Annotated in this window: 19 protein-coding genes; 15 read left to right on the top strand and 4 right to left on the bottom strand. The window is 40.8% G+C overall.

The window, feature by feature from the left end:
• Positions 1 to 2: 2 nt before the first annotated feature.
• Positions 3 to 2,600: a helicase-related protein gene (locus IWA51_RS08485; RefSeq protein ID WP_198442098.1), complete on the bottom strand. Its 2,598-nt coding sequence runs from the start codon at positions 2,598 to 2,600 to the stop codon at positions 3 to 5.
• Positions 2,591 to 3,814, bottom strand: coding sequence for a CapA family protein (locus IWA51_RS08480; RefSeq protein ID WP_198442097.1), 1,224 nt, complete (start codon positions 3,812 to 3,814; stop codon positions 2,591 to 2,593). Before IWA51_RS08480 ends, IWA51_RS08485 begins: the two co-directional genes overlap by 10 nt.
• Before the next feature lie 274 nt (positions 3,815 to 4,088).
• On the opposite strand from IWA51_RS08480, the gene IWA51_RS08475 reads away from it, so the two are divergent.
• The 7 genes from IWA51_RS08475 (at position 4,089) to IWA51_RS08445 (ending at position 10,489) form a co-directional block, all read left to right on the top strand.
• A complete protein-coding gene (locus tag IWA51_RS08475; protein ID WP_177529012.1) occupies positions 4,089 to 5,006 on the top strand; it encodes a transporter substrate-binding domain-containing protein in 918 nt (305 codons plus the stop codon).
• A gap of 131 nt (positions 5,007 to 5,137) precedes the next feature.
• Positions 5,138 to 5,890, top strand: a complete 753-nt coding sequence (locus IWA51_RS08470; RefSeq protein ID WP_198442096.1) for an amino acid ABC transporter permease — start codon at positions 5,138 to 5,140, stop codon at positions 5,888 to 5,890.
• A gap of 37 nt (positions 5,891 to 5,927) precedes the next feature.
• A complete protein-coding gene (locus IWA51_RS08465) occupies positions 5,928 to 6,686 on the top strand; it encodes an amino acid ABC transporter ATP-binding protein (RefSeq protein ID WP_230402633.1) in 759 nt (252 codons plus the stop codon).
• 20 nt (positions 6,687 to 6,706) lie between these two features.
• Positions 6,707 to 7,393: a cytidylate kinase-like family protein gene (locus IWA51_RS08460; RefSeq protein WP_198442095.1), complete on the top strand. Its 687-nt coding sequence runs from the start codon at positions 6,707 to 6,709 to the stop codon at positions 7,391 to 7,393.
• Between the two features lie 61 nt (positions 7,394 to 7,454).
• Entirely contained in the window at positions 7,455 to 7,616 is a 162-nt protein-coding gene (locus IWA51_RS08455) for a hypothetical protein (RefSeq protein WP_177529009.1), read from the top strand.
• The gene (locus IWA51_RS08450; RefSeq protein WP_177529008.1) at positions 7,603 to 7,761 is read left to right on the top strand and encodes an NAD(P)-dependent oxidoreductase; all 159 of its coding nucleotides are present in this window, start codon (positions 7,603 to 7,605) and stop codon (positions 7,759 to 7,761) included. The genes IWA51_RS08455 and IWA51_RS08450 overlap by 14 nt, the downstream gene beginning before the upstream one ends.
• Positions 7,762 to 8,089: 328 nt before the next feature.
• Entirely contained in the window at positions 8,090 to 10,489 is a 2,400-nt protein-coding gene (locus tag IWA51_RS08445; RefSeq protein ID WP_198442094.1) for a hypothetical protein, read from the top strand.
• A 71-nt stretch (positions 10,490 to 10,560) separates the two neighbouring features.
• On the opposite strand, the gene IWA51_RS08440 is transcribed toward IWA51_RS08445, so the two are convergent.
• The gene (locus IWA51_RS08440) at positions 10,561 to 11,715 is read right to left on the bottom strand and encodes a tyramine oxidase subunit B (RefSeq protein WP_198442093.1); all 1,155 of its coding nucleotides are present in this window, start codon (positions 11,713 to 11,715) and stop codon (positions 10,561 to 10,563) included.
• 245 nt (positions 11,716 to 11,960) lie between these two features.
• On the opposite strand from IWA51_RS08440, the gene IWA51_RS08435 reads away from it, so the two are divergent.
• From IWA51_RS08435 to mtaB, 8 genes are all read left to right on the top strand, one after another.
• Positions 11,961 to 12,278 carry a (2Fe-2S)-binding protein gene (locus tag IWA51_RS08435; protein ID WP_198442092.1) on the top strand — a complete coding sequence of 106 codons (318 nt, stop codon included), beginning with the start codon at positions 11,961 to 11,963 and terminating at the stop codon, positions 12,276 to 12,278.
• 10 nt (positions 12,279 to 12,288) lie between these two features.
• Positions 12,289 to 13,866: an FAD-dependent oxidoreductase gene (locus tag IWA51_RS08430; RefSeq protein WP_198442091.1), complete on the top strand. Its 1,578-nt coding sequence runs from the start codon at positions 12,289 to 12,291 to the stop codon at positions 13,864 to 13,866.
• Between the two features lie 38 nt (positions 13,867 to 13,904).
• Positions 13,905 to 14,216, top strand: a complete 312-nt coding sequence (locus tag IWA51_RS08425) for a (2Fe-2S)-binding protein (protein ID WP_198442090.1) — start codon at positions 13,905 to 13,907, stop codon at positions 14,214 to 14,216.
• Between the two features lie 138 nt (positions 14,217 to 14,354).
• Positions 14,355 to 15,488: an NAD(P)/FAD-dependent oxidoreductase gene (locus IWA51_RS08420; protein WP_177528112.1), complete on the top strand. Its 1,134-nt coding sequence runs from the start codon at positions 14,355 to 14,357 to the stop codon at positions 15,486 to 15,488.
• A gap of 163 nt (positions 15,489 to 15,651) precedes the next feature.
• Positions 15,652 to 16,473, top strand: a complete 822-nt coding sequence (locus IWA51_RS08415) for a helix-turn-helix domain-containing protein (protein WP_198442089.1) — start codon at positions 15,652 to 15,654, stop codon at positions 16,471 to 16,473.
• A 90-nt stretch (positions 16,474 to 16,563) separates the two neighbouring features.
• The gene (locus tag IWA51_RS08410; protein WP_198442088.1) at positions 16,564 to 16,929 is read left to right on the top strand and encodes a bactofilin family protein; all 366 of its coding nucleotides are present in this window, start codon (positions 16,564 to 16,566) and stop codon (positions 16,927 to 16,929) included.
• Position 16,930: 1 nt separating this feature from the next.
• Entirely contained in the window at positions 16,931 to 17,566 is a 636-nt protein-coding gene (locus IWA51_RS08405; RefSeq protein ID WP_198442087.1) for a tetratricopeptide repeat protein, read from the top strand.
• On the top strand, positions 17,566 to 19,005 hold the full coding sequence (gene mtaB / locus IWA51_RS08400) for a tRNA (N(6)-L-threonylcarbamoyladenosine(37)-C(2))-methylthiotransferase MtaB (RefSeq protein WP_198442086.1): 1,440 nt from the start codon (positions 17,566 to 17,568) through the stop codon (positions 19,003 to 19,005). Before IWA51_RS08405 ends, mtaB begins: the two co-directional genes overlap by 1 nt.
• A 44-nt stretch (positions 19,006 to 19,049) precedes the next feature.
• On the opposite strand, the gene IWA51_RS08395 is transcribed toward mtaB, so the two are convergent.
• The gene (locus IWA51_RS08395) at positions 19,050 to 21,491 is read right to left on the bottom strand and encodes a coiled-coil domain-containing protein (protein ID WP_198442085.1); all 2,442 of its coding nucleotides are present in this window, start codon (positions 21,489 to 21,491) and stop codon (positions 19,050 to 19,052) included.
• Positions 21,492 to 21,593 lie beyond the last annotated feature (102 nt).

Genomic DNA, 21,593 nt, shown 5'->3' with positions numbered 1-21,593 from the left:
GTCTATTCGTACATGCCGTTAAGCACGCGGTAAATTATATTTATCTTTTCTTTCTGCGCTGAACTGAGATTTGAGTCTTTGCAGTCATCAATGAGTTTTTCAAGTGATGAAAGATTTTCGTTAAGCGCAGTTGTAAAACCGCGTGAAACCTTGAACCAGTATGTTCCGTTGCCGTCTGTAAATAGACAGATAAAGCCGTATTCTTTTGTGGAATTTTTTGCAACCGTTACGCGCATTATACATGACGACATTCCGACCAGAGTTTCAAGTCCGTCAGGCTCGTTTATGTTTATATTCATTTTGCGCTGCCACTTGTCTTCTGCAAGAGGCATAAGGTTGAGCGTTTTGACGGCTTTTATAATGAGTTCCAGTTTTTCGCCGGACAAAAGCCTGTAGCCTTTTTCCATGACAATTGAACCTTTCATTGCGCCGATGTTCGCAAGAATACTTTCATTGTGTTCTGCCGCAACTGCAGCTTTAAGCTGGGTGAACGGAAGCTGTACAGTTTTTTTGCCCTTCTGTTTCTGGATTCTGAAATCCATTCCGCCGAATGAAACTTCATCTTCTGATTTTGACTTTGATTTTTCTTTCTTTGCAAGACGCGAGTCACTGCGGCCGACCTTTTCTTTTGCATCCCTGAAATTCTTTCCTGAATATTCAAGGTTTCCGGTAAGGCTTCTTCCTGACTTTCCGCGCACTTTAAGGAGGCTCTGTTCAAGATTCGGATCAATCTGAGCAAGAAGATTTTTTGTAAGCGGTGAAACACTCATTGCAAACATTCTGCTTGTTTTGACAATTTCACCTGCTACAATGTAAAGAGGATTCGTTCTGAACATAGAAGAACCGGGGTGGATTGAAATATGGTCTGCTGTAAGACTTCTGTAATTTTCGCGTCCTTCCCTTACGCACACAAACTGAATCATTCCTGACGCAATGCAGCACAGGTAATTGTCCATGCTGCCGCCTCCTGTTATCGGCAGCTGCAGGCGTTCTGAAACAATCTGTTCAAGCTGGGTTTTTATGTTTAGAATCTCGGCCATTACGCGTTCGTCAAGGTAATTGTTTTTGCAGAATCGTTCTTTGTTGTTCATTGACATGTATGTGCGGAACAGTTTCACGTATGTTACAAAGTCGCCCTGTATGTCCCTGAACTCGTGGTGTGCCCTGCGTGCATCCATTTCTTCTCCTACAGGAAGTGCAAACGGTGACTGCGCGCTTAAAAATGAAGCAGCGATAAGTGACTCTTCCAGAATGTCGGGGTAGCGCATAATGCTTTCTACAATAATTCTGCTGACTCTTGGTTCGAGCGGGAACTCTACCATGAGCTTTCCTATTTTGCTTAGTGAACCGTCGCTTTCTATTGCTTTAAGCATTGTAAGCGTGTTTACTGCTCCTACAAGTCCTTCGTGTGCCGGAGGTGAAATAAAGTCAAATTTTTCAAAGTCAGTTATTCCGAGTTCTGACATTCTCAAAACAACTTCGCTTAAGTCTGTGCGGTATATTTCTTCTGTCGTGTAGTTTTGTCTTGTGTCAAAATCTTTTCTGGGGTAAAGCCTGTAACATGTTCCTTCGCACGTCCTTCCGGCTCTTCCGCGACGCTGGTTGCAGCTGGCTTTGCTTACCGGTGTTTCTATAAGGCTTGACGTAAATGTTTTGGGACTGTAGAAATTGAGTTTTGCAAGACCCGAGTCAATTACTGTCGTGATGCCGTTTATTGTGACCGAAGTTTCTGCAATGTTTGTGCTCAGAACAACTTTCTTTTTTCCAAAAGGTGCGCTGTCAAAAACTTTTTCCTGTTCTTCTTTGGGAAGCCTTCCGTAAAGCGGAACAATATGAATTCTGTTTCTGAACTGTGCGTTTGAAAGCCGCTGCATACAGTCCTTGATAATTTTTTCTCCCGGAAGGAATACGAGTATGTCACCGTTGTCCTTGTTGTCAAGAACGCGGTCAATCGTCTGCTCAATTTTTGCAAGAAGGGCTTCACATGCAACATCACTTGCAGTAGACGCGTGTACAGCCGGCGGGTCATAAACCATCGTGACCGGAAAGACCTGCGTCTCTATTGTAACAATCGGACAGCCGCCAAAATATTCGCTGAAAGATTCTGCGTTCATCGTTGCCGAACTGACAATTACCTTGAAATCTTTTCTGACTGCAAGAATTCTTTTTAGAAGTCCCAAAACAAAATCAATGTTAAGGCTGCGTTCGTGTGCTTCGTCAACCATAATGACAGAATACTTACTCATCCACGGGTCCAGTTTCATTTCCTGAAGAAGAATTCCGTCTGTCATGATTTTGATTTTTGTCGTTGCATCTGTCTTGTCTTCGAAACGCATTTTGTATCCGACAAGGCCCGGGAATTTTGTCTTGAGCTGCTTTGCAATGAATTCGCTTACGCTCAGGGCCGCAATTCTTCTTGGCTGGGTTACGGCAATCATTCCGTTTTGTGAGTAACCCGCTTCATGAAGAATAACCGGAAGCTGTGTGGTTTTTCCGCTTCCTGTAGGGCTTTGAACAACTATAACCTGATTTGTTTTGAGTGTGTCAAGAATTTTCTGTTTCTGCGCGTACACCGGCAGATTTTTGTAGTTTATTGCCATATAATATTTCCTTTAATTTTTTCCATTAGTTTTTTTCTTTCTCCAAGATAGTTCGCCCATGTTTTTTGTTTTTTAAGTTTAAGCTCTTCAATAAATTCATCGTCAAGAACTTTTATTACAAAGTGCCATGAAGGTGTAATGTATGTCGTAATAAGAACCGGATCCACCTGTTCAATTACAATTCCGCGCGAATCTTTTGAAACCACAACATTTGTTATAAATGCATCGCCTGTATAATCCCTGCTGCAGGAAGGGTTGCTGAAGTCAGGCTCCCGTCTCTGGCCGCTGATTGTGTTTCCCTGCGAAAAGAAAACAATTTTTCTTGCCGTTCCGTTTTCATCTGCATATACATTCCATTCTTTTGCAATATGCGGATGGTTTGCATTTATTATATCTACACCGGCGTTAAGTATGTCTGTATAGAATTTTTTCTGCATGTCCGAAACTCCAGGAACATATTCTTCTTCGGCAGTGTGAAGGCTTAAAACAAAAAGGTCGCATTCATTTTTCTGCCGCAGCATTTTGAGTTCTTCAAGAAACAATCTGCGCTGTTTTTCAGAAGGCCTTACATAATCTATGTAAGAAGAAAAATCGTTTCTGTTTAGAACTTCCGTCACAGCACAGTAAAGGACTTTCCAGCCTGCCGCGTCAATGAGCGCGAATGTAAGAGGTGCGTTCTTTGAATCTTTTATTCCGGCCGAATAAACTTTGCGTTCAGAGTCTGCGTACAGGGCGCTTTGTTTTTCAAAGTATTTTTTTGTGGCACGCATTCCGTCAAGCCCGTAATCATTCGTGTGGTTGTTTGCAAGGCTGAATACATTGAACCCCGCAGAAATTGCCGCGTCGGGGTAGGCGTGCTTTACATTAAAATTCGGGTAGCTCGAATATTCCTTTGAATCGTCAACAGTAGTTTCAAGATTTACAAATGCAAGATCGCTTTTTTTTAGCAGAGGCTCAATGTCTTTGTAAATTTCACTGAAGTTTCCGCGAACATTATGCTTGTGTGCCATTATGTCACCGGCAAAGGCAAGTGTAAGAGTTTGCACTTCCTGTTCACCTGCCGCCTGCAGAACCGTAAGTCCTTCGGGAACAGAATCTGCCGTTTTCTGTTTGTCTGGGGAAGAGGCGCATGAAAACAGAAGGGCACAGACAGCGGCAAAGGTGGCAAATGTTGCATTTTTTCTGAATGTTAAAAATTGGTAAAATACGTTCACTGCATTATATTCTACATATATATTGCATTTTTTACAATAGAACAGAACCCTGCTTTTTGTGTCTGTTCCGTGCGCGCTGTTTCTCGTCTTCAGTTCCGCATCTGCCGCTGTTCCGCCGATTTGTAAAAAACGGAAGTCAGAAAAAGATATATGTTCTATTTTATTGACATTAAGGCATAAAAAGGGTATAAGTTTCTCATTGCGAAGACGCAGAATCTTTTCGGTTCAGGAAAGGTTCTGCGTCTTTTTTTTTTAATTCAACCTGGAGGAACCTATGAAAAAATCTATTTTAAGGGCAGCCGCAGTTTTTGCAGCAGTTGCAGCATTGGGCGGAATGTTTACCGGATGCAGCAAGAAAAAAGCCGAACCTGAATTCGTCTATACCGGAAAACCCGAATATGCAGAATTTGCAAAGGCAGTAAAAGGAAAGCTTCGTGTAGGAATCGAATGTGCCTATGCTCCGTTCAACTGGACACAGCCTTCAAAAACTGTTCCGGGTCATCCTGAATATACCGCTGCACAAATTTACGGTTCACCTGACTATACATTCGGATTTGACATAATCTTCTCACAGCTGCTTGCAGATGAAATGGGACTCGAACTCGAAGTACACAAAAACGACTGGGCATCAATCTGGATGGGACTCAAGGCCGGTGACTATGATCTTGTAGAATCAGGAAGCATTTATTCAGAAGAGCGCGACAAGTTCCTTGATTACATTGATCCTTACTACAACCGCTTTAACGTAATCGTCGTAAAAAAGGACAGCCCCTATGCTTCATACACAAAACTCGAGCAGTTCAAGGGACTCAAGTTTACAACTCAGATTAACACAAACTGGCCGGCTTACATCAACCAGGTACCGGAACCTGTAATTCTTCCTTACCCCGACACATGTACCGAAGTAATAATGAAAGTTGCAATGGGTGATGTTGACTGCGGTGTTATGGACTGGCCTACAGCTTATTCAGGATGCCTTTCAAACCCCAACGTTGTGATTGTAAACCTCGAAGAAGGCCACGACTTTGTAACACCGCCCGATGCTTCAGACACCTGTACACCTTCTGTACTTGACGGAAACAAAGTAGCCGTAGATGCACTCAAGGCAGCAATGAAGGCAATCGGCTGGAACCAGGAATCAATGGACAAATACATGAAAATCGCTATTGAGACACAGCCTCTCAGTAACTGATGTTCAGAATAAGGGGGATGGGGAAAGCCTTCCCCCTGGTCGGCACTTCGTTGCCTCCACACCCCCATCTCCTAGGGCTTACCGCCCTAAGACCCTGGAGTGCAAATTATTTAACAGCTTAGGATTTTACTATGAACAATCAAGGTTTGCTTTACTGGCTATGGTACATATTCAAGAACTACTGGAACTATTTTTTGAAAGGAACAGTTCTTACCCTTGAGATTGCCATTTTAGGAACTATATTGGGATACATTTTAGGATTTGCCATTGGTCTTGTTCAGGCAACCCCTATTGCCAAAGGAGACGGAATAGGAAGAAAAATTGTGTTCAGGGTTCTTAAGCCCCTGTGCTCGGCTTTTGTTGCTGTATTCCGCGGAACTCCTATGATGGTTCAGGCTATGGTTTTTTATTACGGCCTTAAAAATTCCGGAATAGATATTTCTCCGTTTCTGGCATCGCTTATCGTACTCATGATGAATACCGGCGCATACATGGCAGAAACTGTCCGCGGCGGAATCATTTCAATAGACAAGGGCCAGCTTGAAGGCGGTTTTGCACTGGGCATGAGTCACACAAAGACAATGTTCTGCGTAATTCTACCCCAGGCTTTCAGAAATATAGTTCCCGAAATGGTAAACCAGTTTTTGACCAACTTAAAGATGACATCAGTATTGAACGTCATTGGTGTTTACGAACTGTACTTTGCAACAAAGAGTGCCGCGGGAATTTATTACAGATACTTTGAGTCTTATATAATCTGTGCAATTTTCTATTTCATTATCTGCTCGGTGTTCACAAAGATACTAAAGTCTGTAGAAAAGAAAGCGTTTGAGCAGAAAGACTATGAGCTTGCAGTCCAGTACATGGGCGACAGCGCTGAATAGGCGGCACAAGTTTTACGATTGTATTTTGGAGGAATATATGGAAAAGGAGCCGCTGTTAAAGGTAGAGCATCTTGTAAAGAACTTTGGTTCTCATGAGGTACTTAAGGATCTTGATTTTTGCGTCAACAGAGGCGAAGTTGTCTGCGTAATAGGCTCGTCCGGTTCGGGAAAGTCTACAATGCTCAGATGCATAAACGGTCTTGAAACAAAGACTGCAGGAAAAATAATTTTTGACGGTAAAGAAGTCGGTTCCAATTCAAAGGAACTCAATAAATTCCGCACGAAGGTTGGAATGGTTTTCCAGTCATTCAACCTGTTCAACAACATGACTGTTCTGCAGAACTGCATGGCAGGAACAACAAAAGTTCTTAAGATGAAAAAAGATGAAGCAGAATTTCTTGCAATAAAATATCTGCGTCATGTAGGAATGGCACCTTATATCAATGCACATCCGGCACAGCTTTCCGGCGGACAAAAACAGCGTGTTGCAATTGCGCGTGCACTTACGATGCAGCCCGAAATGCTTTTGTTCGATGAACCTACATCTGCACTTGACCCCGAGATGGTCGGCGAAGTTCTTAACGTAATGAAGGAACTTGCAAAGGAAGGTCTTACAATGATGATTGTTACCCACGAAATGGCTTTTGCCCGTGACGTTTCTACGCGTACAATTTTTATGGACAACGGATTCATTGTAGAAAACGACACTCCTGATGTTATATTCAAAAATCCAAAAACCGCCAGAATGCGTGAATTTTTGGGAAGATACATTAATGATTTGGACCGCAAAAATTAATTTACTAATGGAGGAATAAAATGGAAAATTATACAATTACAGTTGCCCGCGGATTCGGTTCCGGCGGAAAAGAAATTGCAAGCCGTGTTGCCAAAGATTTGGGTATTCATTGTTACGAAAACAGAATTCTCACACTTGCTTCACAGATGAGCGGAATAGACAGACAGCTTTTTGAAGAAGTCAACGAAAGGCTTCACAGCAAGAAAAAAGGACTTTCTGCACTTCTTTCAGGTCTTCCGCGCCGTAAAAACCCCGAACCCGAACACAGAAAGTTTGTTTCTGATGACCAGCTTTTTGAATATGAAAAACAGATTATCATGGAACTTTCAAAAACAGAAAGCTGCGTAATTGTAGGAAAAGCCGCCGACTGGATTCTTAAAGATTCAGAACGCACATTCAGCATTTATATTGAAGCACCAAGAAGTTTCTGCCGTCCCAGAATTATGGCAAAGATGGGCGTTACTGCCGAAACAGCAGATATTTCAATTACAGAAACAGACAAATACCGCGCAGAATACTACAGCTATTATACCGGCGGAAACTACTGGACAAATCCTGTAAACTACGATCTTACACTCAACAGTGCACGCCTTGGAATAGACGGTTGCGTAAAAATCATTGAGCAGGCTCTCCACGAAAAGTTCCCCGATATAGATATTCCGGAGCGTACTGTTACCGGTGAAAGCATCGAAGCCAATGTGGACTAAGTATGGAGAAAGTTCTCTACTACAATATTGATACAATCTTGACTATGAGAATTCGCTATTTTTGAAATGGGGTGTAAGCGGACTTGAACTTAAAGAAATAAAAGGCCGCGACAAACCCCTGTATGAATGTGTAAAAAATTATGACGGACTCGTGGTTGAATATGATCAGGTTACCGAAGAAGTAATGCAATCTTCAGGCAGCCTTAAATGTGTTTCTGATTAATACTGCACGAGGTTCTGTCGTTGACGAAAAAGCACTGGTTCGTGCCCTTGATGAAAAATGGATCAAGGGAGCCGGAATCGATGTTATCGAAGATGAATTATTTTTTAATTTACCTGCACAAGTTCTTAATTTGTACAAGTTTTAGCAAACTGAAACTTGCAAATAAAGTGGGGCTGTCTTAGAAGTTATCCAACACTTCAAAAGGACAGCCTTTTTTTTCATTTCAAAATCCTTTTTTTCAGAAATCGACTTTTCCCTGTTCGTTGGTTTCTTAGCTCAGTCTTGCAATTTGCTTAAAATCATAACCAAGCATCAATAATCCCCATTACATTCTCGTACTTTTGAGACAGCCCCTTTTTTATTGAAAAAAATATTTCTGAAAAAATAACTTTTGTAAATGTAAATAAAAATATTGACAAAGTGAAGTGGGGGGGGGTAAGATTAATTAACTTTATTAACGGAGATATAAAAAAATGAAAAAATTTTTATTTATTGCGTTGACAGCAGCTCTTTTAGCTTCCTGCCAAAACAACCCTTCCGATTCTGATAACAATCAAAACACACCCCCTCAGAATCAAACCGTAACCTTACAAAGCAGACTTCAATCTGCAGAACCAGGAACTACAATCGATTTGGAAAGCGAAAAACTTTCTGTAACGGACAATGGTTCTTACACAATTGACAAAGCTCTTACGATTAAAAATGGAGATTTAAAGAACGCAACTTTTACTGTAAAAGCAACAGGTGTTAAGTTTGAAAAAATGAAGAATATTTCAAACATTAATGTTGCAGCAGAAGTTGGCGACGGAGATTTTTCAGTAGTTAATTGTAATGAAATTGATATAATCAATGTAAATGGCGGTGGAGCAAATTCAATCCATATAGAAAATACTACAGTTTTAAAACTTATAGTTCAAAAAAAAGATGTAAGAATTGTTCTTAAAAACAATGACACAACTTCTGTAAAAAACACTTTGATTTTTGCCGATTGTAAACTTGACGCAGAAACAGGCAGTTCATTTGAAAATGTGATTATTAATCCAGGTGTAACAAAACTTGAACTTGCCGGAAATGTCGTAATAGAAAAAATTGCTGCACAAGAATCTTCAAGCGCAACAATTTCAATTACTGCAACTGTTAAAATCAATTCAGCAGACAGCATAATTAAAGCAAACCTTAAAAACGAAGACGGCAGCGCAGCCGATACAAGTGAAATAAAAGATGCAACACTTACAGACGCAGAAAAAGAAGAACTTGAAAAAAATATTTTCTATTCAAAATTAGATTTTGAATCTTCAGATAAAGAAAAAGTTACTGTTGAAAAAAGTGATAATGAATTTGTAATTAAAAATACAAACGCAGAAGCTTTTAATAATAATGTATGGAATAAATGTATATATACAAAAGAAAAACTTCCGGTAGAAAGTAACAAAAATTATCAGATAAGTGTGGATCTTAAATCAAACAAAGAAAGTCTTGTTTTTTTAAGTGCAAAAGATTCTAAGTCAACATCTCCTGCTAGTGGTAAATATTTTAAACTCGGAACAGAATATAAAACATATACAGTAGAAACTGGAACAATTGGAAATAAAGGCTGGATAAAAGGCGAATTTTTAGTGGCAATAGGATGTGCTGAAGTTGTTTATGCAAAAAACTTCAAAATTAACCCTATAGATGAAGATGCTTTACCTGTAGCCTGTTGGGCTAATAATGAAGATGATTTGGAAAATATGTCAGCTACCGGTACTTCAAATGGAGCAAAATTTGAATTTACCAAAGACGTTAAAGACAAATTTCAACGTGGTTCAGATATTATTTTAAGCAAAAATGAATTAGACTGCGGAGAAAGTTATGAAATAAACTTTGAAATAACAAGTGATGTAGATCTTGCAGAAGGTGAATTAGGTATATGGACACATGTTGGTAATAATATAACAGATAGTACTGGTTCAGATAAAATAACTCTTAAAGCTGGAGAAAAAACAAAAATTGATTTCTTTGTTCATTCATTTCAGATCAAGGAAGAAACTTTTAGAATTCCATATATTTCATTTTTACCAAATAAAAAATGTAATCTTACAATTGAAAACATACAAACTACTAAAACTACAAAAGAAGAATATTTAAGTAAGTATCCTTCTACTTCTTTGTATTTTGCAGGTCATATAAATGATAAATGGACTGTAACAGAAAAATTAGATTCAATAACTATTCCTGGTAATGGTGAAGTATATTTTGTTTTACTGTATGCAGATACAAATCTTCCTAAAGTCTACGATCCTTGGAGCAGTTTAAACCTTTACCCAATAGAATTTAAAATGCCAAATGATGGTAGTTTGCTTATTCAAAGTCAAAATGAAGATGGAGAAGATAAACTGTATTTCAAAAATCCAAAATCTGAATCTGTTGTCGCAAAGTTTTCTCTAACAGATGATTGCAAAGTTGATGTAACTTATACTAACCCTTGGTATTACATTGATGTAGATAGATCACTTTTACCAGAAGGTGCTACAGGATTAAAATATATATTCAATAATAATAATGGAATACAATCTAATGACGCCTATTTTGAATTAACAGATAAATCAGTTTATTGCTTTAAATTCGGGGATTCGTATGGATATGATGAATACGGAAATCTTAAATATCAATCTGTTGTTTCTGAAAGAACAGACAATCCAACTGAAAAACCTGCTGAAGGTTTTATAAGACTTTACTTCTGTTCAGAACTTCCAGAAACACCGTATGCATATTTATGGACTTCTGGTACTAATCTAGTTGAAGTAACAAACGAAGATGGTACAACAACTTATGAACCTGAATTTTGGAATAATAACGATTGGCCTGGAATTAAAATGATTAAATTTGAATAAAACAATTTCCTTAAAAAGGGGCTGTTCTTATGAAGTGTTGGATAACTTCTAAGACAGCCTCTACTTTATTATCATACCCATTCAGGTTTGTCCCAGAGGGTGAGCTTTGTTCCTATATCGTTCTTTTTTGCATTTTCAAGCATTCTGCATCCCCAGGCTACATCTTCTGTTGGCATTCCGCCGACAGCATAAACTATAATCTGGTTTTCATTGTCTCGTCCTGCCTTTACTTTGTTTACAATATCGCCTATATCAGTTACATCACTTTCCTTTATTTTTCCTGCAGCGACTGCATCATAAAAGGCCATTCCTATAAGTGTAGAAACAGTTTTTTGTGTCGGTGCTTCCTTTCCTTTTCCCCAGCCTTCATACATTTTGTAGTCATCACTTACGAGTTTGCATTTTGATGTATCAGAAAGAAATTCTTCATCCATAAGAAGTGCGCTTGTGCTTATTACAAGTGCACCGGGTTTTATCCATGAAGCGTTAAGGTAAGGATTGTCTTCAAACTTTGCCGCATTGGTTGTTCCAAAATAAATTATGTCAGAATCTTTTGCAGCGTCTTCAATTGTGTCACAGACTTCAAAGGATGTTATTGAAGGACATCTTTCCTTGCAGAAAGAAATAAAATCTTCAATTCCCTTTTTTCCGCGTCCTTTGATTTTAACTGTTTTTACAGAAGGCTTTTCTGCGGTAATTGCCATGATCGCAGTTCTTCCCATAACACCGGGGCCTATTATTGAAGCAACTTCGGGTTCCTTTACAGAAAGATATCTTACACCGAGTCCAGGAACAGCACCTGTTCTCATTGAACTCAAAAGGTTTGCAGACATGTAGGCGCGCGGTGCTCCTGTTTCATAGTCCATGAGTGTAAGCATAAGAACCGAGCGGGGCAGTCCTTTGCCGCGGTTTGTCTGGTTTGAACCGTAACATTTTACGCCGCACATTTTGAAGGATCCGCCTACATAAGCGGGCATTGCCATAAAGCGGTAGTCGGGTCCGTTTACAGGAAAACCGGGAATGTCGCTTTTTTCTGGAAAACTCATTTTTAGTCCGTGCTCGTTTCCGTTGGCTCCTCCCATTCTGTAATCACCTTTTCCTATTAAAGAAAAAAGTTCTTCCATGGTGTCAATGCATGCACCCATATTTTCGACACCGGCTGCAATCATATCCTTTTCACTTAAATAAAGAAAATCTACTTTCGGATATTCTGATTCGAATCCCATTTTATTCCTCCAAAAAAAATAAAAAATAAAGGTGCCCTAAGCGCATGTTTTGCATACACTTTTGGCACCTTTACCTTTTTATAAAATCATATTCCGGTATAAAAAAAAGTCAATTCCGATTTTTACAAAAAAAACAATGCTGTGAAAATTATTTCAAAGTTCTTTTTTTTACAATATAAAAATATCTGCTTGCTGTAAATTATTTTCAACATCCGGCAGTTACCGGTTTTGAACAGAGGTTACATATGGAAAGAATTACAGAGCATCCAATTTTAGGAAAACCAGAGAAGGGCGCTCTCGTTACTTTTACGCTTGACGGAAAAGAAATGCAGGGCTATGAAGGCGAACCTATTGCAGCTGCGTTAAGGGCAGACGGTGTTTTGGTACACCGCTATACATCAAGGTTCCATCTTCCGCGCGGAATTTTCTGTGCCATTGGAAGATGTACAGACTGCGTTATGATTGTAGACGGTAAACCCAATACAAGAACCTGCGTGACTCCGCTTAAGGCCGGAATGAAAGTTCAGACCCAGTACGGAGCTTCTGATAAAAAAAACTGGTAGGTGAATTGATATGGAAAGATATAATCTTATTGTAGTCGGTGCAGGACCAGCAGGTCTTTCTGCCGCAATAGAAGCAGCCGGCCGCGGAATGTCTGTAATTGTATTTGATGAAAACCACAGACCCGGTGGACAGCTTTTCAAGCAGATACATAAATTCTTCGGAAGCAAGGAACACAAGGCAAAAATACGCGGATTCAAAATCGGTGAACAGCTTCTTAAGGAAGCATCTGATGCAGGAGTAAAAGTTCAGCTCGATTCTACCGTAACCGGAATGTATCTTAATAATGAAGTTACGGTAAACCACGACGGACAAATCTGCCATTACAGGGGTGACAGCATAATAATCGCAACCGGAGCTTCAGAGAATATGGTTCCGTTTGACGGATGGACACTTCCTGGAGTAATTGGAGCCGGTGCTGCCCAGACTATGATGAACCTTCACGGCGTTAAGCCCGGATCAAAAGTACTTATGCTCGGAAGCGGAAACGTAGGTCTTGTTGTAAGCTTCCAGCTTCTTCAGGCCGGATGTGAAGTTGTTGCCCTTGTAGATGCGGCTCCAAGAATCGGCGGTTATGGAGTCCATGCAGCAAAGGTTGCGCGTACAGGAGTTCCGTTTTATCTTTCGCACACAATCAAAAAGGCAGAAGGAACAGACTGTGTAACTGGTGTTGTTATTGGACAGGTCGACGAACATTTTAAAATTATTCCCGGAACAGAAAAGCATTTTGATGTAGATACAATTTGTGTTGCAGTCGGTCTTTCTCCGATGAGTCAGCTTTTGAAAATGGCAGGAGTAAAGATGGAAGACAATCCGCGCCGCGGCGGTCAGGTTCCGATTGTGGATGAATACGGTGAAACTTCTGTTCCGTGTATTTTTGCTGCAGGTGATGTTTCAGGAATTGAAGAAGCAAGTTCTGCTATGATCAAGGGACGCATGGCAGGACTCCGTGCTGCATTCCGTCTTGGATACACAGATGAAGATTCAATGAAAAAATCAGAATCTGACTTTGCTGCAGATCTTGATTCTTTGAGACAGGGAATGTTTGCTCCCGGAAACAAGGGAAAACTTATAGAAAAAACTGATGAAGGAATTCCTGTTTCAATGAATCTTCTTACAAAAGGATTTGTTGCTGCAGATGAAATCGGGCGCTTCCCCGGAGTTACTGTTCAGAAAGGAATTCATCCTGTAATAGAATGTACGCAGAATATTCCGTGCAATCCGTGTCAGGACGCCTGTGCCAAACACTGCATAAAAATAGGTTCGTGCATTACGGCTCTTCCGCAGGTAGAAAATCCTTCCCCGTGTACAGGCTGCGGTTTGTGCGTAGCTTCATGTTCGGGTCAGGCAATATTTTTGGTAAACGAAAGTTTTGAAAGCGGATTCGCAAGTGTAACACTTCCGTACGAGTTCCTGCCTCTTCCTGTCGCCGGAGACAAAGGAACGGCTTTGGACAGAAGCGGAAAACCCGTATGTGATGCAGAAGTTGTAAGCGTCAGGACAAGCCCTGCATTTGACCACACAAATCTTCTTACAATGAAGGTTCCTGTGGACTATGCTATGAGTGCACGCTTTTTCAAGAAGAATTGAAAATCAGATACAGCTGTAAAAAAAATTGAGGTGAAACTATGAATGACAGAAATCGAGATATAGGACCGTTTGTTTCGGGCCCTGATGACGATATGATAATATGCCGCTGCGAAGAAATTACAAAAGGTGAAATAAGGCGTGCTGTTCATGACGGAATGTTTACCATGCCCGAAATCCGCCGTTATCTCAGATGCGGAATGGGACTCTGTCAGGGACAGACATGTTCCCGTCTTGTAAAGGGAATTGTTGCAGCCGAACAGAAAGTGAGTCCCGCAGTTATTGTTCCTGCGACCAGCCGCGGACCTGTAAGACCCACAGAAATGTCTGTTCTTGGCAACGAGTGCAGGTAACTTTTTTATAGGAGGAGTATAAAAAATCCGCCGAAATGCCGTCGGCTTTTTTAACTCAAAGTTCGCATTGCGAACTTTCTTATCAACTGTACATTCCTAAATCTGAAGATTTACTCATGAACATTTATAGGAGAATATATGCTTACAACTGCTGATGCTATTGTTATTGGTGCGGGAATTGTTGGAAATGCAACCGCATATTATCTTGCAAAAAAAGGACTTTCAGTAATTGTTCTGGAAGCATCTGAATATATTGGAAACGGCGGCTCGTCACGGAACGGCGGCGGAGTAAGACAAAGCGGGCGAGATCCAAAGGAACTTCCGCTTATGGTCTGGGGTGTAAAAAACATCTGGCCGCATCTTTCCGAAGAACTGGGAGTAGACACAGAATACAAGCAGAAGGGAAATCTTCGTCTTGGAAAAACGCCTGCCCATATGGAAAAATTAAAGACACTTGCAGACAATGCAATAAAATGCGGTGTAGACGTTCAGATGCTTACTGCAGAAGAAGTCAAAAAAATAAATCCATATCTTTCAGATGCAGTAATAGGAGCAAGCTGGTGTCCAACAGACGGCCATGCAAACCCGCTTACAACAACGCTCGGTTACTACAAGGCTGCCCGCGCTCTTGGTGCAGATTTTGTAACCGGCTGTCCTGTAAAAAAAATAATTACAGAAAAGGGCAAAGTGTGCGGTGTCGAAACTCCCGAACAGAAATTCTATGCACCTTCAGTTGTCGTCGCCGCTGGATTTGAAAGCAATGAAATACTTGGAACCGTCGGAATAAATATTCCTATGAGAAAAAGAGTTCTGCAGTGTCTTGTTACCGAAGCAGAACCACAGATGTTTGAACAGATGCTCGGAACAGCCGCTGCAGACTTTTACGGACACCAGACCAAACACGGTTCGTTTGTGTTCGGAGGGCACGACGGCTTTGAAGATGATCCTGTCGTAATCAACAATGACTATCCTTTTTCTACGGGAGACTTTGCTTCATGCTGCAGCCGCGGAATAATGGGATACTTCCCGCTTCTGTCAAATGCAAAAATCGTAAGAACCTGGAGCGGCTACGAAGACCACAGTTCGGACGTTGTTGCGACTGTAAGCAAATGTGACGAAGTTCCGGGACTTTACATCGAGTGCGGTTTCAGCGGTCACGGCTTTGGAATAGGTCCTGCGGCTGCCTACAATATTGCAGAACTTATTGCAACTGGCAGTTGTCCTGCAGATATTTCACCGCTCAGATACGACAGGTTCAAGAGCGTCATTTAATGCGTCTGTAATTCAAAACCAAATTCTGCCGGGACATAATTCTACCGGAACTGATTGACAAAAAGTCGTTTTTAAGGCAGAATAATCTCAATACGAAGACGTGAATGGTTTAAACCGTTCGCGTCTTTTTTTTTGCCAAATTTCATATCAAGGGGTTACGCTCATGGAAGACGACATTTTTCACATCAAAACAATTCAGCCTTTTCTCGTTTTTGAAACAAAAAAATTTTATCAGCGCGTTATAGCTTCCTGCGGAATTTCACATTTCTACAGTTTCAGTGGCAGTGACAAAACAGTTTCTGTTCCGTTTTTGGCAGACGGCTGCAGCAATATAATTTTCTGCTACGACCGCGGGAATATAAATGCGTATGTTCTTGGACAGACCGTGGAGCAGGGTGTCTTTACAATAAAAAGCGGTGCCGACTATTTTGGCATAAGGTTCCAGCCCGGCGAAAACCCGTGTTTTGAAGATCTTGATGTAAAGGACATGGCCGGCAAAGAGCTGCTTCTTTCTGACTTTTCGGATATGCGCCTTCTTATAGAGAAAATGACTGAACAGACTACATTCACTACAAGAATGTGTACTTTTATGGAAGCATACAGGCACTACAGAAACAAAAAAGTCAGTTCGCAGCACCAGCTTTACAGACAGATAATCCGTCTTATTGTTGCAAAAAAAGGAATGCTCAAAATAAGCGAACTTGAAGTTCTTACAGGATATTCTGCGCGTTATATAAACCACATTTTTGAAAACCACTCCGGAATGAGTGCCAAGCAGTTCTGCGGAATAGTCAGAATTCAGTTTGTGGTAAGTGAAATGAACAAAGGTAATGTTTCGTCCTTTTCAAAACTTGCATCAGACTACAGGTATTACGACCAGGCGCATTTTATACATGAGTTCAAGCAGTATACGGGAAAAACACCTTCAGAATATTCCGCAGAAGTAGAACGCTGTTCCTACAAGGCAAACGTTATTAACATTTAAGGGAGTCTCTGAAAATTGCAGTTTTTTTTGAGACAGCCTTTAGAGGTTGCCTTTATTGACTACATTTATAATTCCAATTAAAATAGAACCATGTTTGAAATAAAAGATTCGACTCCTTTTGAGACAGATGAGGAAGATTTTGATACAGTAATGGCTTCCGATATTTCATTTACCGGAACAATCCGCTTTGCCAAGCCTTTTATGATTAAAGGAAAAGTGAACGGCAATATCGAAGCTACAAGTGATCTGCTTATAGACACCGCTGCAGAAGTCAACGCAGATATTAGTGCAGAAAGGGTTTTGGTCAGAGGCAGGGTCAAAGGAAATATTTCAGGCAAAAAAGTTGTCTATGTTTCTTCAACAGGTTCTGTTTTTGGCGATATATCTTCAAGTCAGGTTGTACTTGAACCGGGTTCTAGATTTACCGGAAAATGCTCCATGACGGCGGGGTTTTAAAATGAATTCTGTTTTAAAAAGATGTATTCCGCTCGTTTTTATTGCATTTGCATCCGTTTCTGCATTTTCACAGAATTCCAAGCCTGACGCGCTCAAGCTCTATAATGAAGGCAACTATAAGGAATCAATCAAAGTCTGCGAAGATGAAATAAATGCAAACCCCAGCAATATGGATTCTTACAGCGTACTCTGCTGGGCTCTTGTTGCAAACAGGCAGTACAACGAAGCAGAACAGAGGGCCATTGAAGCACGCAAGATAAATTCCTACGATGTAAGGCTTATTGAAGTTTTGGGTGAAGCAAAATATTATCTTGGCAAAAACAACGAAGCCCTTAATATGTTCCAGCGCTACATAGCCAATGTTCCAGAAAACGGAAGCCGCGTGGGAAGAGTTTACTTTTATATGGGCGAAATCTATATAAGACAGGCCCGTTACGAACATGCAGATATTGCCTTTACGACTGCAGTCCGCACAGAACCGTTAAGGGATTACTGGTGGGCCAGACTCGGATATTCCCGTGAAATGACAGGAAACTGGAAAAGTGCACTTTCTGCCTACAACCAGGCTTTGTCCCTTAATCCGACTCAGTATGATGCTACCCGCGGAAAAGCCAGGTGCCAGTCAAAAATTCAGTAATGAAAGCAACCCTTAAAGTACATTTTGAAACTCTTGGATGCAGGCTCAATCAGGATGAGTCAGAGGGGGCGGCTCGTGCTTTCTGCAATGCCGGATTTGTTACCGACATGGAATCCTGTACAGCCCGTTCCCTTCCCGACAGCAGTGTTGCGCTTGCCGTAATAAATACCTGTACAGTAACAGGCAAAGCAGAACAGAAAGCCCGCAGAATAATCCGTCTTGTTCTTGACAAATGCCCGGCGGCCGTGGTTATTGTTACCGGCTGCTATGCAGAACTTGAAGGAAACGCCATAACGCAGATATGCCCTGAACGAATATGCATTCTTCCCGGACAAAAAAAGTCTGTACTTAAAGATATTGCACTTGCAATGGCTGCCGGGTCTGCGTCCGGTACTGACGGCCGGCTTTCTCTGGCAAAGATTGATTCCATAATAAAAGCATCTTCTTCAGAAAAAAAAGATGCTTTTGTACTTTACACACCGGTTTTTGAAAAACACAGCCGTGCTTCAATAAAAATACAGGACGGCTGCAACAATTCGTGCACATTCTGCAGAATACATCTTGCACGCGGAACATCCGTTTCCCTTGACGCACAGACTGTTCTTGAACGCATTAAAACAATGGAAGACACCGGTGTTAGGGAAGCTGTTTTTACAGGAGTAAACTTAAGCCAGTATGCTGGCGACTTTAACGGAACAAAACTTTCTTTTGGCTCACTTCTGGAACTTTTGCTTAAAGAAACATCTTCCATAAAATTCCGTGTTTCAAGCTTTTATCCGCAGCATATTACACCCGCGCTTTGCAGTATTCTTTCTTCTGACAGGGTACAGCCCTCATTTCATCTTAGCATACAGTCAGGAAGCGACAGAATACTCAATCTTATGAGCCGTCCCTACGACAGAGATTCAGTATTGAAAGCGGTAGAACTATTAAGAAAGGCAAAGAACAATCCGTTTATTTCCTGCGACATTATTGCGGGCTTTCCTTCAGAAACAGGAGAAGACTTTGCGCTTACACAGTCTCTCTGCAGCGCGGCACAGTTTTCGTGGATACATGCATTTCCTTTTTCTGCAAGACCCGGAACAAAGGCTTATTCAATGAAACCGCAGATTCCCGAGCGCATTAAAGGCGAAAGAGTAAAATGGCTGTTTGAAAAGGCTGTGGAAGGCAAAACCGCATATATTTCTTCATTCAAGGGAAAAATTCTTCCTGCAATTGTAGAAAACAGCCGCTCTTTAAGACTGTCTTCTCCTTCTGCCGCAAACTTTGTGCGCGTAAATGCTGTTACAGAAAATTTTCTTCATGTAGAGTGTCTGGTGCCTTCAAAAGGTTTTATTCCTGCTCCCGGAACCGAAGTAAATGTCAGAATAGACTCGGTTCTTGAAGACAGCATACGTTCCGGAAGAGAAGTGGAATGTTCAGGAACACTTGTGCTTTAGAATATCTCTAAAAATCCGGTAAACGGGCTTCTTGAAGACTCTCTTTAGAAACAGAGTTCTATTCCTGCTGAATACTTGAGCATAAATTTGTTTGTATCGTTATACAGAACAGACGAAGAAACCATTATACCGAATTTCTTTGGAATGTAAAGCTCAAGGCTTGCCCCGACTCCGCCGCCGAGTTCGTTTAATATGTATCCGCCTTCACCGTAGACGCTTGCCCTTAAATACTTTGCAATGTTATAAGATGCTCCCAGAATTCCGCTGCATGTTAAAACAGGTTCTGCGGTATCATCTGTTTCATAATACGAACTGTCATAGTAATAATCATCGCTTTGTGGAACCGAGAAAAAAGCTGTTCCACCACATCCGGCTTCAAGGTTTCCGCCTATAAACATATTGTCAGAAAGACCGAGTGTTGCCGTGTAACCGACTGTAATATAGGCAGATTTGTCATTTGCGTAAAAGTTTACTGCACCCGGAATAAATTCATATAGCAAAGAACATATTGTGTCACGGGGATCCTGTTTACTGCTTTTGGAAGATGCAGATTTTGCCTTTTTTTTCTGTTCTTTTTTCTGCTCCTGCTCTTCTTTTTTCTGTTCTTTTTTCTGCTCCTGCTCTTCTTTTTTCTGCTCTTTTTTCTGCTTCTGCTCTTCTTTTTTCTGAGCATCAAGTTCGGCCTGTTTTTTAAGGCGGTTCTGTTTGAGCATTTCTTCGTAGTCAGACTTCTGCACTGATTCTGTTCGCCAGTCTATATCTACAGAAGGTGTATACTGGTAAGGGCAGTGTATTAAAGGCATTACTGTCTTTATTTTTTTTCCTGTACTGACGTTGCGGAATTCAATTTTTTCAATAACAAGAACATAGGAAGAGGGGTTTTTGTAACTTTGTGTACGTACAGAATAGGTAAGCACCGCTTCTACAAAAGGAACGTTCATTCTGAAGAAACTGTCATAGTTTTCTACGGTGTCCAGATACTGGTTGTAAAGTTTTAGATTCTGTTCACGGTTTTTGGAACCAAGTTTGGGGTATCCGGGAACAGTTTTGCCGGTAAGATCCTGATATGAAAGCAAATCTTCTGTTTCATAGACAGTCTGCCCGTCAAAGCTGAATGCAAGACCGTATTTCCAGCCTTCTTTTCCTATGTTTCCGTCGTAATTTCCTATTCGCAAGTACAGTCCCTGTTCTGCGATTGAAGTAATCGTATATTTTTTGGACTCGAGATCATCTATATCTGCCGTTATTTTTTTTCTGAGCTGTTTCTGGGCTTCGTTTGTTTTTTCCCTGATGTCACTTTCGTTTTTTGCTTCAAGGTCTTCGTATTTTGCCTTTATTTCAAGAATGTCATTTTCAAGGGACATGAGGCCTCTTTCGTTGAGTGTTCCGTCAGGATTTTTTTCTGCTGTCGGCGTTTTTCTTTCGCGCCTGGCTTTCATCTGTGCTTCACATTCTGCTTTAAGTTTTGAATTGTAGTCTTCTATGCTTGCTGCAATTGTGTTTTCGTTTTCAAGAAGTGCAAGCTTTTCACCTTCAATAATTACTATTCTCTGGGCGGCATTCAAGGCTTCTGTCTTTTTGTCGCGTATGGCCTGAGCCTTTTTTTCTATCTGCGAGGAAAGAGAAAGAATTGAGTCGCGTTTTTCTGCATTTCGCTTCTTGTTTATGGCATCTTCTTCCTGTTTTTTTGCTTCATCGGCCTTCATTCTCTGGATTTTGTCTTCTTCATTCTTTTTCTGCTGCAGAAGAAGGGCTTTCTGTGTTTCTATTCTTGTCTTGTGTGCCTGTTCTTCAAGGCTTGTAAGCGACTGTACCGACAGTTCTGACTGTTTTTTTGAAAGTTTTTCGAGTTCAGCATTTATTGCAGAAAGATTTTCTTCTGCGTCCGAGATGTCACCTGATACGGCTTCATCAAAACTTCCTGTACATATAAGGCGCTTTCCTGCAGATGTAAGTTTTACGCCCATCTGTTCAAGAAGTTCTGCTGACACTGTTCCGTGGGCTTTTGTAACAAAATCTGCCTGGGAAAAACTTGGCTTGAGTGTAAAGCCGCCTTCTGCCTGTCTTGTTTCTATATTATAGATTGTGGCAGAAATTCCGTAGTAATCCTGTCCCTTTTGTTCAAGTCTTGTAGTTGTAAGCGTAATGTACGATTTTGCCTGAACAGATTTTCCCAGCTGAACAGGATTGTCCGTTGAGTATTCAGAACTTTCGTATTCTTTCTGGATTTTTCTGATTGTACTGCGCTCGTCGGAATTGATTACGGTAAGATTTGAATATGTTACAAGATCGTTTATAATGTCGCGCTTAACTTTTGCCGCAATCCAGGCATCGCTTGAGTCAGAAAGTCCGTTTTCAAGCTCTGAAGTGTAAACAAGGACACGTTTTCCGGCACCACCGTCTCCTATAAAATAGCCTTCTGCCGTAAATGCACAAAAAGAAGCGAGCATTACAAATGTATATGAAATAAGTTTTTTAAGCTTCATTACGCCCTCTTTTTCGTTTTTTTAGAAACTGTTTTCTGTTATTAAGATTGTTATTTTGTATTCTACCATATTTTAATGCGTTTTGTCGATACAACAAGGCCG

It is taken from the genome of Treponema peruense (assembly GCF_016117655.1).
In the GTDB taxonomy this organism is placed as follows: domain Bacteria; phylum Spirochaetota; class Spirochaetia; order Treponematales; family Treponemataceae; genus Treponema_D; species Treponema_D peruense.
The sequence above is the reverse complement of the archived record's forward strand: the minus strand, read 5'-3'. Positions and strand labels throughout refer to the sequence as shown.

Bases quoted from the DNA above. Each gene is read 5' to 3' on its own strand.
- IWA51_RS08485 (WP_198442098.1), bottom strand. From the start codon at position 2,600: ATGGCAATAAACTACAAAAATCTGCCGGTGTACGCGCAGAAACAGAAA.
- IWA51_RS08475 (WP_177529012.1), top strand. From the start codon at position 4,089: ATGAAAAAATCTATTTTAAGGGCAGCCGCAGTTTTTGCAGCAGTTGCA.
- IWA51_RS08470 (WP_198442096.1), top strand. From the start codon at position 5,138: ATGAACAATCAAGGTTTGCTTTACTGGCTATGGTACATATTCAAGAAC.
- IWA51_RS08465 (WP_230402633.1), top strand. From the start codon at position 5,928: ATGGAAAAGGAGCCGCTGTTAAAGGTAGAGCATCTTGTAAAGAACTTT.
- IWA51_RS08460 (WP_198442095.1), top strand. From the start codon at position 6,707: ATGGAAAATTATACAATTACAGTTGCCCGCGGATTCGGTTCCGGCGGA.
- IWA51_RS08445 (WP_198442094.1), top strand. From the start codon at position 8,090: ATGAAAAAATTTTTATTTATTGCGTTGACAGCAGCTCTTTTAGCTTCC.
- IWA51_RS08440 (WP_198442093.1), bottom strand. From the start codon at position 11,715: ATGGGATTCGAATCAGAATATCCGAAAGTAGATTTTCTTTATTTAAGT.
- IWA51_RS08435 (WP_198442092.1), top strand. From the start codon at position 11,961: ATGGAAAGAATTACAGAGCATCCAATTTTAGGAAAACCAGAGAAGGGC.
- IWA51_RS08430 (WP_198442091.1), top strand. From the start codon at position 12,289: ATGGAAAGATATAATCTTATTGTAGTCGGTGCAGGACCAGCAGGTCTT.
- IWA51_RS08425 (WP_198442090.1), top strand. From the start codon at position 13,905: ATGAATGACAGAAATCGAGATATAGGACCGTTTGTTTCGGGCCCTGAT.
- IWA51_RS08420 (WP_177528112.1), top strand. From the start codon at position 14,355: ATGCTTACAACTGCTGATGCTATTGTTATTGGTGCGGGAATTGTTGGA.
- IWA51_RS08415 (WP_198442089.1), top strand. From the start codon at position 15,652: ATGGAAGACGACATTTTTCACATCAAAACAATTCAGCCTTTTCTCGTT.
- IWA51_RS08410 (WP_198442088.1), top strand. From the start codon at position 16,564: ATGTTTGAAATAAAAGATTCGACTCCTTTTGAGACAGATGAGGAAGAT.
- IWA51_RS08405 (WP_198442087.1), top strand. From the start codon at position 16,931: ATGAATTCTGTTTTAAAAAGATGTATTCCGCTCGTTTTTATTGCATTT.
- mtaB (WP_198442086.1), top strand. From the start codon at position 17,566: ATGAAAGCAACCCTTAAAGTACATTTTGAAACTCTTGGATGCAGGCTC.
- IWA51_RS08395 (WP_198442085.1), bottom strand. From the start codon at position 21,491: ATGAAGCTTAAAAAACTTATTTCATATACATTTGTAATGCTCGCTTCT.